The organism is Xanthomonas sp. SHU 166 (assembly GCF_000364685.1).
Lineage (GTDB): Bacteria > Pseudomonadota > Gammaproteobacteria > Xanthomonadales > Xanthomonadaceae > Xanthomonas_A > Xanthomonas_A sontii.
Genome location: NZ_AQOJ01000372.1, coordinates 1 through 1,843 on the forward strand (window position 1 = coordinate 1; position 1,843 = coordinate 1,843).

The window sequence follows — 1,843 nt, forward strand, 5'->3', positions numbered from 1 at the left end:
CTGGCGGCCGCCGCACCGGCACCGCCGGAATAGGACGCCGGCCGCTGCCACTGGTTCTGCCGGTCCTGGTAGGCGGGAGCCGCATTGAAACCTGCAGCGCGATTGTTGTTGAGCATCTGCGACAGGAAAAAGCCGGTCATCATCGGCCCGATGAAGGAATGGCCGTGGCTGTCGCGCTGCTCCACGCAGCGATCCTGCGCATAGTCCTGCGCGCACTGCTCGCGGCTGGCGTACTTGGGCCCCTGCTCGGCCGCCTGCTTCTGCGCCTGCGCGAAGGCCTCGCGGCAGGTGGCGATGTCGTGGGTCTGCGCCACGCAGGCGTCCACCGAGGTGTACAGGCCTTCCTGGGCCTTGGCCTCCGGCTCGCGCCCGCAGGCGGTGAACAGCAGCGGCGCGGCGCTCATCAGCAACAAGGCGGTCGTCTTCGACCTTTTCATGGCAACGTCTTCCTGAGTCCAGCCACGATGATGCCCGGTTCCGCCGGCCGCGGAAACCCGAGGCCGGCGGTTGGGCATCACCGCGAACGCACGCGCGACGCGTCAGCTCGTCGGCGGCGGCGGCACGTAGCTGGACAGGCGCGCGTCGAAATACGGCTGCACCGCGGCGATGTTGGACTTCACCTGGATGTCCATGCCGACGTCGCGGCTCATGCCCAGCACGTCGTTGTCCGGCCAACCGGGACCGAAGCACCACTGCGTGCTGGGGATGTTGTTGGCCTGCAGGTGGGCGAGCATGCGCTTGGTCGCCAGTTCCGCGCTGGCGTTGCCGGCCGGATAGCCGTGCTCGCCGAGAAAGCCGCGCTTGCCTCGGTGTCCCAGCCAGTCGATGAACGGCTTGACCATCTCGATGCCGGTGTCCGGCGCGACGGTTTCATTGGGATTGGCCCAGGCGCCGCCGCCGCGACCCTCGTTGTCCAGGTAGTTGTGCGCCTCGTAGACGATGCGGTCGTACGGGTCGGGGATCGTGTCCAGGTTGTTGGACACCTGGTCCCACAGGCGCGCACTGGCGTACTGATTGCCGCAGACGAACACGTAATGCGACCGGTCGAAATCGAAGATGCGCGCTGCGGTGGCGGTGGCGGTCCGCAGCCAGTGATCGGCCATCACCAGCGTGCTGCCGTCGGCGTTGCGCTCCGGTCCCTGGTAGGGCTCGTTCATCAGGCCCCAGCCGAAGATCGCCGGATGCGAGCGGAAGCGCTGCACGATGCGACTCCACAGATCCGGCAGGCCGGCGGCGTTGTACAGCGTGCAGCCCGGCGTGCCGATCACGCGATATTCGTAGAGCTTGAGCAGATTGTCGGCCGGATCGAAGTAGGCCAGGTACAGGAAATTCCCCTTGCGGTAGGTCCCGTTCCACACCGATTGGTCGGCCGGATCGGCGACCGCGCGGCCGTCCGGCCCGATCAGCTGGCCGGCGCCATCGCGCCGGTAACCGGACTTGCTCGCGACCTTGATCGGCAAGCGCATGTAGTCGTGCAACTCCAGGATCGCCACCTTGCCGCGCTGCGCGAGCCGGTTCAGCACTTTCTCGACTTGGTCGCAATACGTGGCGTTGAGCGGCATGCCCTGGCCGGTACTGAAGCGTGCGGCGGTGGTGGGCAGGCGGAACAGCGGGCAGGCGCCGGCGGCGACGATGTGCTGATCGCTGATGTCGCGGTAGTGCCGGTCGATGATGGCGTTGTCGACGAAGTTGTTGGACGCCAATCCGGACAGGTTGAGGCCGGCGAACGGCAGCGTGCCGGCGGCGCGGGCCTGGCCGCCAAGGCCCCAGAGCGCGGCGCCGGCGGCGATGCCGACACCGGCGCGCAGCACGCTGCGGCGGCCCGGATCGGCGGGGGGGGGCA

At 68.2% G+C, this 1,843-nt stretch carries 2 protein-coding genes; both read right to left on the minus strand.

The features are described from left to right. On the minus strand, positions 1-437 hold a 437-nt coding region (locus D180_RS10470), incomplete at its 3' end, for a DUF1190 domain-containing protein (RefSeq protein ID WP_043090795.1). Between the two features lie 102 nt (positions 438-539). After that, complete coding sequence (locus D180_RS10475) at positions 540-1,790, minus strand: cellulase family glycosylhydrolase (RefSeq protein WP_232760430.1); 1,251 nt, start codon at positions 1,788-1,790, stop codon at positions 540-542. Between the last annotated feature and the right edge of the window lie 53 nt (positions 1,791-1,843).